The 15,318-nt window shown below is 55.0% G+C and carries 9 protein-coding genes; 5 read left to right on the forward strand and 4 right to left on the reverse strand.

Annotated features, from left to right (window positions below; genetic code table 11):
• Positions 1–19 precede the first annotated feature (19 nt).
• The 4 genes from ABIE48_RS22245 to ABIE48_RS22260 all read left to right on the forward strand — a co-directional run bounded on the left by ABIE48_RS22245 (position 20) and on the right by ABIE48_RS22260 (position 4,811).
• Positions 20–1,315: an extracellular solute-binding protein gene (locus tag ABIE48_RS22245; protein WP_192715769.1), complete on the forward strand. Its 1,296-nt coding sequence runs from the start codon at positions 20–22 to the stop codon at positions 1,313–1,315.
• A gap of 244 nt (positions 1,316–1,559) precedes the next feature.
• Entirely contained in the window at positions 1,560–2,942 is a 1,383-nt protein-coding gene (locus ABIE48_RS22250) for an ABC transporter substrate-binding protein (protein ID WP_089548283.1), read from the forward strand.
• A 93-nt stretch (positions 2,943–3,035) separates the two neighbouring features.
• The gene (locus tag ABIE48_RS22255) at positions 3,036–3,938 is read left to right on the forward strand and encodes a carbohydrate ABC transporter permease (RefSeq protein ID WP_105444443.1); all 903 of its coding nucleotides are present in this window, start codon (positions 3,036–3,038) and stop codon (positions 3,936–3,938) included.
• Positions 3,939–3,965: 27 nt separating this feature from the next.
• Positions 3,966–4,811 carry a carbohydrate ABC transporter permease gene (locus ABIE48_RS22260; RefSeq protein ID WP_076169692.1) on the forward strand — a complete coding sequence of 282 codons (846 nt, stop codon included), beginning with the start codon at positions 3,966–3,968 and terminating at the stop codon, positions 4,809–4,811.
• A gap of 162 nt (positions 4,812–4,973) precedes the next feature.
• On the opposite strand, the gene ABIE48_RS22265 is transcribed toward ABIE48_RS22260, so the two are convergent.
• On the reverse strand, positions 4,974–6,674 hold the full coding sequence (locus ABIE48_RS22265; protein WP_145023395.1) for a DUF4127 family protein: 1,701 nt from the start codon (positions 6,672–6,674) through the stop codon (positions 4,974–4,976).
• 471 nt (positions 6,675–7,145) lie between these two features.
• On the opposite strand from ABIE48_RS22265, the gene trhO reads away from it, so the two are divergent.
• A complete protein-coding gene (gene trhO / locus ABIE48_RS22270) occupies positions 7,146–8,048 on the forward strand; it encodes an oxygen-dependent tRNA uridine(34) hydroxylase TrhO (protein ID WP_145023393.1) in 903 nt (300 codons plus the stop codon).
• 221 nt (positions 8,049–8,269) lie between these two features.
• Here the strand turns inward: trhO and ABIE48_RS22275 are convergent, their stop codons facing one another.
• From ABIE48_RS22275 to ABIE48_RS22285, 3 genes are all read right to left on the reverse strand, one after another.
• Positions 8,270–10,207 (reverse strand): DUF2207 domain-containing protein, encoded by a 1,938-nt coding sequence (locus tag ABIE48_RS22275; RefSeq protein ID WP_192715770.1) that lies wholly within the window; start codon positions 10,205–10,207, stop codon positions 8,270–8,272.
• Positions 10,208–10,578: 371 nt separating this feature from the next.
• Positions 10,579–11,661, reverse strand: a complete 1,083-nt coding sequence (locus ABIE48_RS22280) for a hypothetical protein (protein ID WP_192715771.1) — start codon at positions 11,659–11,661, stop codon at positions 10,579–10,581.
• A gap of 225 nt (positions 11,662–11,886) precedes the next feature.
• Entirely contained in the window at positions 11,887–15,207 is a 3,321-nt protein-coding gene (locus ABIE48_RS22285; protein WP_192715772.1) for a DEAD/DEAH box helicase, read from the reverse strand.
• Positions 15,208–15,318 lie beyond the last annotated feature (111 nt).

Genomic DNA, 15,318 nt, shown 5'->3' on the forward strand with positions numbered 1-15,318 from the left:
TCGAAAGGTGCGAGAGCCGATGACTTCCCGTTTTCTGACCCGGCTTGCCGGGATCTCCCTCTGCCTGCTGAGCATTCCGGCGCTCCTTCTCTCCTGCTCCGGCCCGCAAGATGCCAAACCGGTGATGAAGCCGCAGGAGGAGCAGACTGCGCTCATCAATTTTGTCGCCTCCGAGTACAGCTCGGAGACGCGGCCCCTGCTCGAAAACCTGGTGCAGGACTTCATGCTGAAGAACCCGTCGATCGTCATCAATTTGCAGGTGGCCAACTGGGACATCCTCGACGGCATCTATACTACGATGATCAGTAAAAATCAGCCGCCGGACCTGCTGAACACGAACGTGTACACACATTTTGCGAAGGACGGCCTCCTGAACGACATGGACGAGATCATTTCACCGGAGCTGAAGCGGAAATTTTATCCGGACCTGATGAAGCTCGACCAGTGGGACGGCAAGCAGTATGCCATTCCGTACGTTTCGTCCACCCGGAATTTGTATTACAATCGGGACCTTTTCGAGGCGGCTGGCATATCCGAAGCACCGGCCACCTGGTCGGAGCTGAAAAAGGATGCCCTCAAAATCAAAAACACCGGCAAGGCCCACGGCTTCGGCGTCGATTTGAGCGATAACGAAATCCAGGCCTATCTCTCTTATTTCTTCCTGGGGGCAGGCGGCGGGTGGTTCCGTGACGGGAAATGGACGATCAATTCGCCGGAAAACGTCGAGGGCCTTGCCTTTCTGAAGGACCTGTACGACGAAGGATTAACCGATCCCGAGCCGACCGTCACCACCCGGGACGAGAAGCAGCGCATCGTCGGGGACGGGAAACTGGGGATGATGATTTCGGGCAATTATTTCGGCACCGTCATGCCGAGGGAGTTCCCGAATCTGAAGTGGGGCACCGGCCCTATTCCCGTCAAGGACGGCCGCAAGCCGCTCCTGTTCGGCGTGCATGATAACCTGGTCTCGTTCAAAACAGACCATACCAACAAGGAGGCGCTCTCTGCGTTCCTGGATTATCTGTATTCCAGCCCGGTGTATGAGGAAATCATCGCGCAGGAAGGCTTCCTGCCCGTGACGGAGGAGGCCGGAGCCAAGCTGTCGGCAGCGGATCCCATGGTGAAGCAGCGTCTGGCGGAGCTGCGGAAATCCAGCTTTTATCCGATCCAGCAGCCGGAATGGCAGTCGATCATGGATACCGCACGGAAAATGGGCGACGCGGTCCTCCACGACCACGTCTCGCCGAAGGAGGCGCTGGACGAGCTGCAGCGTTACGCCGAGAAGGTGCAGAAGGAGGTCCATGGAACGGAGTAAGGGGAAAGCGGCAGCGGCGCAGCAGCACTGCGACGGGGCCGCTCCACAACCTCTCATTTACCCTCCTCATCCCAAGTAGAAGATTATCCTCCTATTTTCCCCACGAACAGAAAATAACAAAGAATTCATGGAAGATATTCAATAGAGCCTCTCCCCCCGAATCCTTATGATGGTTTTAGGCGCTGTAATCCAAGATAGACAACCACTATGGCGTTGCACAATCACTTAAGGAGGGTTAGCTTTTATGATGTTCAAGAGACATTTGGCGGCACTCAGCCTTGCGGCTTTGATGATCGTCGCCCCGCTGGCCGGATGCGGCTCCAAGGACTCGTCCACTTCGACGAAAACCGAAGACGCGTCCTCCTCAACCACCGCCACAACGACCAACACCGATTCCAGCTCGAACACGACGACCGATGACAGCACCAAAAAACTGACCGGAGACTTTGAAATCCAGTACTTCGTCGGCGGCTACGGCGACAAGTGGTGGAAAAAGGTCATCGCCGACTTTAAAGCGGCCAACCCCGATTTGAACGTTAAAGAAAGCGGCGGGCCTAAAATCAACGACCAGATGAAGCCCCGCTGGGTCGGCGGCAATCCGCCGGACTTCGTGTATATTGACGGACCGAACCTGAACGACCGCCAAATGGTGGAGGACGGCCAGCTGGAGGATCTGACGGATTGGATGAAGGACGCCACGAACATCGACGGCACCAAAATCAGCGACATTCTGGCGCAGCCGCCGCAGCTGTTTGACGGCAAGGTCTACGACATCCCGCTCGTTTTGAACTCCTGGGGCGTGTTCTGGGACAAAGCCCTCTTTCAGGAAAAAGGCTGGGAAGAGCCCAAAGACTGGCAGTCCTTCTTGGCCGTCAGCGACAAGATCAAAGCGGCGGGCGTGACTCCGTTTATCCATACCGGCAAATATCCGTACTACATCAACGGTGCGATTTTGTACCCGGCGATCGTATCCGCCAACAACAACGATATTTCCATTCTGCAGGACATGGCCGATTCCAAAGTGGAAGCCTTCCAGCAGCCCGCCGTGCTGACCGCACTGAACAAAATCGTCGAGCTTCGCGACAAAGGCTTTATCGACAAAGCCTCCATCCAGATCAACCACACGGATTCGCAAATGCTGTTCCTGCAGCACAAAGACGCCTTCATCCCGAACGGCCTCTGGCTGCCAAACGAAATGGCCAAAGACGTCCCGGGCGGATTCTCCTTCGGCTTCATTCCATCGGTGACGCAGGATTCAGGCGGCAAGGTCGTCGCCAACACTTCCACCGCCAACGTGGCGATCGCCAAGAACGCCAAAAACAAGGAAGCGGCCAAAGCGTTCCTGCAGTTCATCTTCTCAGAAGCCCAAGCTTCGCAGTGGGCCGAGCTGAGCGGCGCTCCGTCCAACATCAAGGGCGACATCAGCAGCTCCAGCGCGCCAAGCCATGTTAAAGATGCAGCGCGGTATTTAACCGATTCCAACACCGTCGTCGTTCCGTCCATTACCTTTAACGCGGACGTGGATAAGGCGATGCAGGATGCCACGGATGCCCTGACCATCGGCAAAATCACGCCGGAAGAGTGGGTACAGCGCGTCGTGGACGTCGCCAAGAAAGTGAAAAAATAATGCGATAGACCGGCAGGAAACGCGGAGGATGACGGGGATGAACGCTCTCTGTTATCCTCCGTACATTTTAGGTGAAAGGCAGGGAGAACGAAGATGAAATTGGGGACGAACGCCTGGCAGCGTAACCTGTTTATCGCAACCTTCATCATTCCCACGTTCCTGTTCTTCTGCGTGTTTACGGTATACCCCGTACTGCAGGCGATGTATTACTCGCTGTATGACTGGTCCGGCTCCTCGGACAATAAAACGTTTATCGGCCTGGACAATTTCAAGGAGATGCTTCACGACCCCATCATCTGGATCGGGATGGGTAACGACTATTTTCTCGTCGCGGGCAAAATTATCGGCATCATGATTCTGGCGACGTTTTTTGCGGTCGCTCTGACCCGCTTCAAATTTCGGCTCGCCAATTTCTTTCGCTCGATTTTTTTCATTCCGAACGTCATTTCCGTCGTCGTCATCGGCGTCCTCTGGAATTTTATCTATAATCCGCAAATCGGCTTTCTGAACTCCTTTCTGTCCTTGTTCACCAAAGACAAAGTGGACATTACGTGGCTCGGCTTCACCAGCCACACGATCTGGATGCTGCTTCCGCCCGCCATCTGGGCCGGCATCGGCTTTTATATGATTCTCCTGATCGCCGCGATTCAGGGGATACCGGAATCCTACTACGAGGCCTCAAGCCTTGAAGGCGCTGGGCAGTGGCACCAATTCCGCCATATCACGCTGCCGCTGATCTGGGAACAGATGAAGGTGTCCATCCTCAACATTATGATGACCACGCTCAACGGTTCTTTTGTCATCGTGATGATTATGACGAACGGCGGGCCGGACAACACCACCCAGGTCATGGGGTCCTACTTGTATCAAATGGCCTTCACGCAGTACCACTTTGGCTATGGTGCGGCCATTGGCGTGCTGATTCTGGTCTTATCGATGATCACGACAGTCATCCTGCAGCGGCTCATGCGCCAGGAAACGATCGAAATCAGCTGATTTTTCTAGGCACAGGAGGAACAAATAATGAAATCAGGCCTTTCCAATCCGATGGTCAAAATCGTGTTTTACGCCATCCTGATCCTGTGGGGCATATCGGTGATTTATCCGCTGCTGTGGACCCTGCTGGACTCGCTGAAAAACAACGACCAATTTTTCCGCAAAATGCCCTGGTCCCTGCCGGACTTTCCGCTGCTGTGGAGCAACTTCAGCTACGTATGGCGGGAGTTCAGCTTCGGCGATTACTTCCTGAACTCCGTCGTGGTGACGATCGGTTCCACACTGCTCGGGCTGCTGCTGTCGGCCACCACCGCCTACGTTCTGGCCCGCTACCCGTTCCGGGGAAGCACGGCGCTGTTCCTGCTTTACATTGCCTCCATGATGATCCCGTTCAGCCTGGCGCTCATCCCGCTCTTTTTCCTGATGAACTCCATGCATCTGACGAATTCGTCTTTAGGGCTGATCCTTGTGTATGCCTCTACTCTGATTGCGTTTGGCATTTTCGTGCTCGTCGGATTTTTCAAAAGCCTGCCCAAAGAGCTGGAGGAAGCCGCCGCCATGGACGGGGCGTCCTACTTCGGCATCTTCTTCCGGGTGATGCTGCCGCTCTCGCAGCCGGGGCTTATTACCGTGGGCATCGTCAACGTCCTGAACATCTGGAACGAATACATTATCGGCACGATTCTGGTCAACGATCCGAAGCACTATACCCTGCCCGTCGGCATCGCAATGATGCAGGCCCAGATGCAGTACCGTACCGAATGGGGCCCCCTTTTCGCCGGTCTGCTCATCACCATCGTTCCCGTCCTGATCATGTACATGTTCTTCCAGCGGCAGATCGCCAGCGGAATAACGGCCGGGGCCATCAAGTGATCCCGGGTTGCCGGGTTACATCGCTCACAGCCATACAGAACAAAGCCCGGAATCCCCGGGCTTTGTTTTTGTCCTGCACGTCAGCAAGCTATACGATTGTATCCGTGCTCGCGCTGGCACCGGATGCCGGCAGCCACCACGAGCCGCCAGTCGCTTCCCGCCCTAGCGCTCTTTCAGCGTCACTTCCGGCCCCAGCATAATCTCAAACGCCCGCTCCCAAATGAATGCCGGATTGTCGTAGTCCAGAGACGCGCAAGCATACGTCGCATACGACCATCCGGACGGATTGATCCGCCACACGTTCTGCGACACGCCGAGCTCGAATGCCTTTCTGGCAGCCAGCGACTCCGTGTTCGCCTGCATGCGTTCGCGAAGCATCTCGACCAGAACCTTATAGTCTTCCGGCGAGTTGAACAGGAGAATGTTTTGGTCCGCATACGGGACGTTGGAGTATAGGGTGTGTGCCCGCGAGTACGCTCGAATTTCGGCAATCGTGATCTTCTTATAGTAGTAGTCCTTGAGGAATCGCTTGAACAGCAGCGATCCGTGCGCATTCACTGCCTCTTGCAGCGCCGGCGGCCGCTTCTCCGTGCCAAGGTATACGAATCGGGCTTGGGCCATGCCGAGGGCCATGCCGATTTTGTTGCCGGCCGTGTTCCACGCGCTGTATCCCAGAAGCTGTCCGGTGGACACGCTGTCGAGCAGCGCTTCGGTTACGGTCGCATCGGCGGCACCTCCCCCGACAAAATCTATCACAAGCGTCGGGATCCGGCCGGTGCTGTTCGCTTCCATCCGGCTCACGGCGGCGCCGATCTCGCTGGCGCTGGTAACCGCCACGATTTCGATATCATAGGCTGCCGTGTCAACGAACTCCCCGCCGACGATGTCCACATGATGCCGGATATTATCGTGCACGCTCATATACTCGTAAGGATTGACGATGGTCGACCCGTCCGGCCCAAAATATTTGACGCCGTATTTCGGACGGCAGCTGTACCGGTGAAGCTCCTTCGCCATCCGGCCCAGCAGCGAGTATCCCAGCGCATCGGCATCGGGGAGAATAATCGCTTTGTCCGGATTCTGGCCGCCGGTGCCGCCCAAATGCTCATTCACAAAGGCTTCCAGGTAAGCAATTTCGTTGGCCTGTACTCCCTGGGTATAGGAGTCATCCACCCCCACTGCGAGAAAATCCACGTATCCTTCACGGACGAGCCGCTCAATGATATATCGGTTGGTCTTGAATTTATGCCTTCTGGCATTATAGTACTGCTCTTTGTCAAAAAGGGTAGGCTCTCCGAACGAAGTGCCGTCGGGTTTCGTGTCATACCCTTCCAAAATGCCCTCGAACGTGGTTGCGACCGCCCGCGGCTGCTGGGCAAAGGCTCTCGCTTCATCGTATGCAGCCTGGGTCAGGCCTTCCACAAACACGGTGGTCGCCAGCCGCATAATCGTATCCAGCACATAGACCGGCTTACGCGGGTAAGCCCGCTTCACTTCCCGAACGACGTCCAGCAGTTTGGTAGTCTCGGGGTCGTAATCAGGGTAGGCGCCGCCAGCGCTTGGACGAAGCCGTCTGCTGCCGATTAACCCGCCGTAGGCCAGCATATCCGTCGAAATGATAAATCCGTCTGCCTGAGCGGCGTGTTCCCTAATAAATCGGCGGATATTCCGCGTCTTTCCGTACGTTGGCGATGAAGTGCTCACCAGTTGGCCGTCTTCGGCCACGGCCTTGGAATCGAGGCGATTGGCAATATCCTCCCGGTCGGGGACAATCAGCTGGATCCCGGCGGATCTCCCTTGCACGATAACATCATCCAAATTGGCAGGACGGTCGTCCAGCGGCACATAAAGCACTTTTTTCATAAGAGAACATCTCCTTTGCATGCTTGATTTGTCGTATTACGCGGCGCTGCTGAATACGGTTAAACTCAAGATGGCTTATCATGCCGAGGAAAGCTTACTCCATGGACAGCCGTATCGGATTTCCGGATATCCGACGCTGCCGCGTCGTTCTTTAAGAGTAGGCACCTTCTATCTTCGGCTGATTCGGATCCGTGAATCCATAATATCATATATCGTTACGATACGCAATATAATATTTGGTTTTTTATTCCTCCAACGAGAAGGATAGCCGCCATCTAAATTTGCGCGAGCAGACGGAGCATTTTCCAGTATTTCTCGGATTCATTCTCATCTATAGGCCGCATCGAAATTGCGTCTTTCAGCTAAGCTATTAGGAATCCTCTGGTTACTTACTATACTTTCAAGTTGACTATGTATGCCCTATTCATCTACAATATATAAGGTAAATTTACAAGAACAGGTGAAGAAGCAATGACAACGAAGCAAGAATACCGTATTTTGTTATATTATAAATTCGTCAACATCCCTGATCCTGAGCAGTTCACTGCGGAGCATCTGCAGTATTGCAAAGATCTGGGCGTCAAAGGCCGCATTCTGATCGCCTCTGAAGGCATCAACGGCACGCTGTCCGGCACCGTGGAACAAACCGAGAAGTATATGAACGACATGAAAGCGAATCCGCTGTTCTCTGATATCGTCTTCAAGATCGATGAGTCGGAAGGCCATGCGTTCAAGAAAATTTTTGTCCGTCACAAGCAAGAGCTCGTCACGTTCCGTTACGATGAGCCGCTTGATCCCAATGTTATCGGCGGGAAGCGTCTGTCTCCGGAAGAGTTCCATGAGCTGCTTCAGCAGGATGACGTTATCGTCCTGGACGGCCGCAACAACTATGAATACGAAATCGGACATTTCCGCGGCGCCATCCGTCCGGATGTCGAGTCGTTCCGCGAATTTCCGGAATGGATTCGCAACAATATGAGCCAGTTCAAGGACAAGAAAATTCTGACCTACTGCACTGGCGGCATCCGCTGTGAGAAGCTGACCGGCTTCATGATCAAAGAAGGCTTTCAGGATGTTGCCCAGCTTGAGGGCGGCATCGTAACATACGGCAAGGACCCTAAAGTCAAAGGACATTTGTGGGACGGCAAATGCTACGTCTTTGACGAGCGCATTTCGGTGCCGATCAACCGTACGGAAGAAGATGTCGTGATCGCCAAGTGCATCCACTGCGGCAAAACGCATGACCGCTATATCAACTGCGCCAACCCGACCTGCAACAAACAGCATGTTTGCTGCGAAGAGTGCGAAGAGATCCATCAGTCCTTCTGCTCCGACGAGTGCCGGGACGTCATCATGGCAGCCAAGACCAACTGATCGGGTACACCTATCCAAAAAAACGGCAGTTCCTCTCTCTGAGAGGAGCTTGCCGTTTTTTTGTTAATACGTAGCGGGCGGACAGCCGCTTTCTTCCATCCTCCAGGCATAAAAACAGCCCGTCCCTCGAATGCCAGGGAACGGGCTGCTGCGGATTTACGTGGTAATCTCAATCGTTATCGTTATTCCTTGGGCGGTGCAGTTGGACAATTTGGCGTATGCTAGAACGCGCCGGTTCCTCCGCCTCCGCCTCCTCCCCCGCCGTCACTGAAGCTTGACGAGGAACTGCTGCTGCCTCCGACGCCCATCGGCTTTAGAAGCAGGTGATTTTGCGTATAATTCAAGGATTCCATAATTTCCACGCTGAATAATGCGGGCACGGCTGCGGCCAAGGCGGCGCCTGACGTTCCGGTCTGCTTACGGTGTTTAATGTACCGCGGAACGGTCCCAAGCAGGGCGGCATACTCCGCGGCCTGCTCTGTTTCCAGCGTTTCGCCTGCGTAGGACATCTCTCCTTTTCCGAGCGTACTCCGAAGTGCCTTGAGTGCATAACGATAGCGATGCGTCTCCCAGGACAGCACATGAACGGGAATGCTCCATACAAACAGAGCGGAACATACCGTCAGGATCAAATAGTCGCCCGAAATATCATGCACGATTTGGGAGCCCATAATAAAGCATGCGAGCAGATACAGGAAGATCCACAGCTTATTCCGGAAACGGATGGACGCCCATACCCCTCCGGCACCAAGCAGCACGGCGGTTAGCACGATCATGAGCGTGGACGCCGCGTCGGTGTACAGCAGATACAGCAGCAGGCCGTAATTCACCGCAGCCGTCAGCGGAATGAACAGCTTCAGCAGCGGATTGGGCCGGACCTGCCCCGAATAAGGCTGGGTACGCGACAGCAGCCTGATCCACTTCATCAGCCGGTCGGCATGCTTAACCGACTTTGCCCGGTACTGCTTGACGATCCTTGCGCTCTGCCGCTCCTTAAATGTTGGTCCCGCCAAGGAATCCAGCTTGAAGATCAGACTGCCGTTGATTTCTTCGAACAGCCAGCCGACAAGATGCTTCTCCGCCGGGTTGAGCTGGTCCATCCCGCCCATAAAGGTGAACAGCAGCGTGAATTCGGGAGCCGTCGGCTCTTCCTGGAAGCGTTTGGAAGCCGGGACCTGCTTCACGGTCACGTAACCCTTCTGCCGCAGCGATAACAATCCGGCCATGAAATCTTCCCTTTTTAACCGGCCTTTTCGCAGCATATACATGAGAAGCAGCGGATCCGCTTCATCGATGTCCTGCCGGGTGACATCCCCGCGCCGCAGCCAGGCCGAAATTTTTCTCCACGACAAAGCGTACAGCAGCGCACCTACAATGAAAACAGCCATGCCGACTTGCACAACCGGACGGATGGCGTTCATTCGATCGTCACGGGCGGCAAGCCGTTCCTGGTATTTCTGCTCGGCAGACAGCTGCTTTTGCAAAGAAACGTGTTCCTCGGAAGCCGTCATTTGGGATAGCTGATCCGGTGGAAAATAGACCACCATATGCGCCGTGCCGTCACTCTTCAAATCATCGGTTTCATAGTGAACCGCTGGCGGCCCTTCGCTTGTAATCTTCTCGCCCGAACGGTCATGCAAAAAGGCATGAACGTCTCCGTCCTTATAATCGCCGGGCATAAACAAGTCGACGGACACCTGGTGAAGATCCTCTTGGTTATTTTTGAAGAAGCTCCATTCCAGCTTGCCCGTTTCGCCATACCTGACCGCCGCATGGTCAATCCGGTAGCGGTAATAGACCTGTTTCGTTTCGTTCTGCGCGGCATCGTATATGTAATACGTATCATTGTCGTCGTCCCATTGGACATCCAGCCGCTGCAAGTTTTCGTAGGAGAAACTGCCTAGCTTCGGATGTTCCGGGGGTACATAGGCTTCAAAAAATTCAACCCCCTTCTGATCCGCCCGATCAATCGCACGCGTCATTCCGTTAAAACTGCCCTTAAAGGTATACGTAAACAGTTCTTCGACATACAAGTCTCCATCCGGCCCGAGGTAAGCCCTGGATTCCACGCGGTCCATCGAGTAGCTCTTCTTGTCTCCGCAGCCGGTTATCCCAAGGACCAGGACTAGGCTGCCCAGCAGTAGCCACCATCTCCTCATGCGCTCACTCCCATCTCCATACTTCTTGCTCTCTCTACTGACTATGCACAGATTCAAAATGCCGCTTCCCTGTCATTCAAAGAGCTGTATTCTTCGGGTTACAGCGGCTGCCATAGACGTTTTCTATTATATTAACAAATGCCCCCTAGTGGAAAACAAGTGCATATGGTACCAAAATATGAGTTTTTTCGCCATTTATTGTTGGAATATACGTCTTCCGTCGCATACTGTCAGCGTCTTTCGGTATGTGTTCATTGGAGGACAGAGCGCTCATTTTATGCGTTTATAACCTAAAAAAGACTGCCCCGGATGATCAACTGACACTAAAGGTCAGTCACCCAAAGGCAGCCTACAGTAAATGAACATGCTGATTACAGAAGGTCGTCAACCGGTTCAAAACCGGTACCGGGATCGTACTCCATCCGGTGAGAGCAGTGCATTAGTGCTTCCAGGCAGCGTTCACGTCCTGCATGATAGCCGGCAAAAAATTTCCGCTCGATGCGGATCGACAGCACCGTAATGTATTCCTCCTGCCCGGTCTTTCCGTTCAGTTTGGTGTCCCTCGCCTGCACGACGACCGACTCCAGCGGGAGCAGGGCAAACAACTCGCCTGCAATCCGGAGGACGGAGCCGCAGATGTATTTCAGCTCCAGGTCATTGCGTTCGGGGACGGACAGTTCAGGCGAAGCGACTCCTGCTTCGGTGCGGACTTTCGCCTCGCGCGGGATCACCTGCTGGGAATTGACATCCAGTTCCACTTCCACCTCGGAGCTGCTTCGGACGCTGAACTCGAGGCCGCTCCCCAGCATCGTCAATTCCTGCAGCGGGGCCATCTCTTCCAGAACCCGTAAATAAGCGGTACGGTTGCCGTCCAGGATGTCGTGTGCAAAATCGTTGGCTGCTTTCCATGCCAGATAGTCTTTACGATCCTCTTCCCGGGCCAGCTGAACCTGCCTTTCGAGCTCCTCGCGGATCATGGCGTCCTGCTTGAGGAGCTTCTGGATACGGGTCGGCTGGAACGCAGCCAAATTCCCCTCAGCCAGCTTCTCTTTCGGTCCCTGTTCCCCTCTCGGGAACGGAGGAGCCATGGCGGCAAGAACATCCCAGAATACCGGCTCCCCGTAAGTTTGATCGATCGTCGCGATCCACTCCAGCTGATTGTCATACCAATCGGCCTCAAACGCTAATTTTTCCGCCTCGTTCCAAGCGGTCTGCCCCTGCTGCCGGTTTATAAGTTCACGGCGCTTAAGATAAGCGCTGCTGTATGTCGGTGTGGTAGAAAAAAGAGAGGCTATAGAGCCTGCTGCCGCTGACGCAACCGCATGTTCGTCACGAGGCATATATCCGCTGACAGGCGGCGAATCTGCGCCCTGTTCGCGGCTTCCCCCTGTATCCATGCTGTACAGATGAGGCCCTGAATTGGTTAGGATACCATGATTGTATCGATTTCGCATACATTCTTCTCCTCATTCCCAAGTCCGTGAATGGATCACAAGTAATAGGTCATTTATACTAAAGCATAGAGGTAAATTTCGCCATTGCCGTTCATATTCCTGCATCTTTTTCATGAAAATTTATCGGGATCAAATGGAGCTCAGCCGGTTCTCGCAGCTGGACAAGAAAAAAACCGGCCCCTCCCTGGTCCGGTTCATGGTACTTCCATGAATAAAAATGACACTCTATAAGGCAAGCAGCTCGCGGATCTCCTGCTCAGTCAAAGTCGTGACCGCGTCATCCGCCGACTCCATCACTTCGCGGATCAAATCCTTCTTCCGCTGCTGCAGCTCCAGCATCTTTTCCTCCACGGTGCCCTTCGTCACCAGGCGAATAACCTGGACCACGTTTTTCTGCCCCATCCGGTGGGCGCGACCCGCGGCCTGCTCTTCCACCGCCGGATTCCACCACAAATCGTACAGGATGACCGTGTCCGCTCCGGTCAAGTTCAGCCCTGTCCCGCCCGCTTTGAGCGAGATCAGGAATACGTCGTTCTCTCCCTGGTTAAACCGCGAGCAGGTTTCCACCCTCTCCTTGGCCGGAGTCTGCCCGTCCAGATAAAAGACCGGAATCCCCCGCTGGCCCAGCTCGCTGCGGATGATCCGGAGCATGCTCGTAAACTGGGAAAAGATCAGGATCCGCCGCCCGCTGCTGAGGCATTCGTCGACTACGTCCAGCAGCTGGGAGAGCTTGCCGGCCGGGCCTTCGTACCCGTCCACAAACAGCGAGGGATGGCAGCACAGCTGACGTAGCCTCGTGATGCCGGCCAATATTTTCATCCGGCTCTTCTGGAACCCCTCCATCTCCAGGTCACGGATCGTCTCTTCCTTGAATTCCTCGAGGTAAGCGGCGTACAGCTTCTTCTGCTCAAGGCTGAGCTCCGAGCGCTGAACCGTCTCGATCCGTTCCGGCAGCTCGTCCAGCACATCGGCCCTTAACCGGCGTAAAATGAACGGCTGCACAATCCGGGAGATCTGGCCGCGGGTCAGGCCGCGGAAAGCTTTCTGACCCGTAAAAAGACCCGGGAATACCGCCTCGAAAATCGACCACAGCTCATCCACCGCGTTTTCGATCGGTGTGCCCGTCAGTGCAAACCGCCGCTCCGCACGGATTTCCCGCACCGCTTGAGCGGTCTGCGTCGCGTAATTTTTGATCATCTGGGCTTCGTCAAGAAACAGGGTGCTGAAGCCCATCTCCCGGTACAGCCGGATATCCTTGCGAAGGGACGGATAAGAGGTGATAATTACGTCCGCCTGCTGCGCAGCAAGGCTGTTAGAAGATTCGGTTTCTGCGCCCGCAGCCGCTATGCGAAGCAGGGAATCGCTGCGCTCCTTCCGTGCGCCAAGGGCCACATAAACCTGAATGGACGGAGCGAATTTCTGGAACTCGCTCTCCCAGTTATATACGAGCGATGCGGGGGATACGATCAGGACCGGAAGGTGCCCGCCTTCCTTCTCCCTGCGTTCGGACACGATGTAGGCAATGCTTTGCAGCGTTTTGCCCAGCCCCATGTCGTCGGCCAGAATCCCGCCGAACCGGTAATGGCCGAGCGTCTTCAGCCACTGGAAGCCGTCCCGCTGGTAATCCCTGAGCACGTCGGCAAGCTCCTCAGGAACATCGAAGTCCATCTGCTCGGGATGCGTCATATGATCAATCAGCTGCCGCAGCGATTTCCCCATCTGGACCCCATAAGCCCGGCCTTCCTTGTCACGAAGCTGCAGACCCTTGACCAGAGGAAGATGGATGCGGCTGCCGGTAATATCGCCTTTTTTCATCCCGAGCTCGTCATACAGCTCGCCGAAGGTTTGGAAGGCTTCCTTTTCCAGGGACACATACGCACCGCCGGGTAGACGGTAATACTTCCGCTTCTCGATCACGCTCAGCAGCAGCTTGCGGATTTCTTTGTCGCTCACATGGTCCAGCTCAAAGTTGATCTCGAGCCAGTTGGTCGTATGGTCCGTGTCCGCCTTGATTTTCGGAGGCTTGTTCGGATTGTGCATCAGCTGCTTGACGGCGGGAGTGGCGTATACTTGGACCCATTTCTCCAGCTTGGGAAGCAAATGAAACAGGATGTCGTATACGCTGTCTTCTTCCGACAGGTCCAGCACCATTTCGCGTCCGCTCTGCACAAAGTCCGTTCCTTTCAACGCCTCGATCATCCGCCGCTCCTTATCGGTATCCCGGACCAGAATAAAATCGCCGTCCTTCCGGGCATCTGTATCGGCAAATGCATCGATCACAACCCCGTCGTACACGAATTCCAGCCTTGCGGTCAGCTCGGTTTCGTCCCGGTCCAAATACAGCTTGGCCACGAGGTCCGGCTGCACCAGCTGATCCCGGACGCTGGCGTCCATGCCGACCTTCCCAATGCGCCGCAAGCCGGGAACCACTTTCTCCATCAGTGCGTCCATCTGGTGCGGTGATATGTTAATCCGCTTATGATCATAGCGGTATATCAAGGTTTTCATCTCTGACAGCAGGAGCAGGTCGCGCACCGGCAGCCGGTATATCGTGCCGTCAACAGCTGCGCAGCCGTACGCGGTCATCACGACGACCCGCTTCAGCCCGTTGATTTCCAGATGATAGGCCTCGCCGCTATCGATGCTGCCCACATGGAACGACAGCGGTATCTGGCCTTCACCCAGCTGAATCGGCTGAGGCGAAGCATACTCGCGCTCCATCGCGGCCCCGGCCTTGACCAGCAAAGGCAGCAGCTCGTTCCAGCCCAGCGGCGGGATCGTCAGCATCCGCTGGCTGCCTGAGGCTGCGAAGCCGGGAATGGAGCGGCCTGCTTCATCATACGCGAACTCGCTTCCGCAAATCCGGATCAGCATGTCGATGACCGCCCAGTCCTCCGGCCGGAACGTGTGCTGCTTAGGGCTGTATGTGAACAGCTTGGTAAAGGGCAGGCTTCTCCCTTCCTCGATGTGAAGCAGAAACTGCCTGATATTTTGCACGACGTACAGCCGGTTCGATCCGACCTTCATCTCGATCCGGAACTTCGGTTCCGGCTGATACTCGTCCGTCACTTTGCAGATCCATTCCACAGCCAGCGTTTCCTTAAGCACGCTCGCCGCTTTCTGGCCGGTCTTCAGCCGTTCGCTGTCCGCCATCTGCTCAAACAGCTCGATCAGTCCGCTGGTGAGCCGCACGTCCCTGGAGGAAACCGCGGGCGTCGGAATCGGGACGACCTCCCCCCGCGGCTGCAGCCGGTCCGCCCCGCCCTTTTCTTCTTCCAGCAGATAGATCAAGATGCCGGCGATATGCTTGCAGTAAGGATAATATCCGCCGAAGCCCGAACAGTGGCAGGTTGCACTGAAGTCCGCTCCGTCGATATCGACCTCGACCCGGTATATATCCTCGTCCTGCACTACCGCCTCAATGTAACGGTTATCGTCATCGCGTTCCACGATCATGACCTGACCGTAGGCGCAGTATTCCTCACCCCGTTTAAAGGCGGATGCGCCGCATAGTGATCTGATTCTTTGTGAAGTAAACGCCAGCATGTCTTCCGTCCTTTCCCGTCTCCTGTCCTAAAATCTCGTGTACTCAATATACCATAGTTCGGCTCAGGAAAGCGAAAAATTAGGAACTCTTGTTCTCTATTCGTTCAGGTA

The sequence above is a fragment of the Paenibacillus sp. OAE614 genome, from assembly GCF_040546645.1.
GTDB lineage: Bacteria > Bacillota > Bacilli > Paenibacillales > Paenibacillaceae > Paenibacillus_AQ > Paenibacillus_AQ favisporus.